1 protein-coding gene is annotated in these 619 nt (G+C 64.9%); it reads right to left on the reverse strand.

From position 1 onward, the window contains the following. Positions 1-411 (reverse strand): hypothetical protein (locus IMZ11_RS43285; RefSeq protein ID WP_228649468.1); only part of this gene is annotated, 411 nt, incomplete at its 3' end. Positions 412-619 lie beyond the last annotated feature (208 nt).

Here is a 619-nt window from a genome sequence, read left to right on the forward strand (position 1 = left end):
GATTTCGGTGGCATCCATCTCCCGCACCACGGCCCGCGGATGACTGCCGAGATCTCCGGCGGCCATGCCCGCCACGAATGACGGCTCGATATCGGTGACCGTGATCTGGGCAGTGGGGTGCATCTCCAGCAGCTTGCGCGACAGGCCACCCAGGCCTGCCCCCAGCTCGAGGATCTTCGGAGCAGGGACGCCGGCCACCTCGCGCAGCACCATCCGCGCGCACTTCTCGTGGATGCCGATCCTTCGCCGCCCGCCGGCCCGATCCAGCGAATCCATGACCTTGCGCTTGAGGTCATCGACATCATCGCGATCCAGGTACTCAAGCCGTTCGGTCTGCAATCGGCGGTCGAGCCACGAAGCATCCGGCCCGCCACGAGGCATGTTCGCGATGTCGGAGGTTGTGCTATCCACGTAGACCATCATGGGTCATGGCGGTGGCGATCCATGAGTTTTGAGGCATGCGATCATCCCGCGCGCTTGAGCCGGGCAAGCTTCTCGAGCAGGTCGGCGGTTTTCGCCGCGCTTTCGGCGGGTTTCGTCATCTGAGTGGCGACCTCGCGGGCGCGAGCCGAGTACTCCGGTTCCAGGATGGTGCGCAGATCGGCGAGCAGGGTCTTCT

The organism is Microtetraspora sp. AC03309, from assembly GCF_020826795.1.
In the GTDB taxonomy this organism is placed as follows: Bacteria; Actinomycetota; Actinomycetes; order Streptosporangiales; family Streptosporangiaceae; genus Microtetraspora; species Microtetraspora glauca.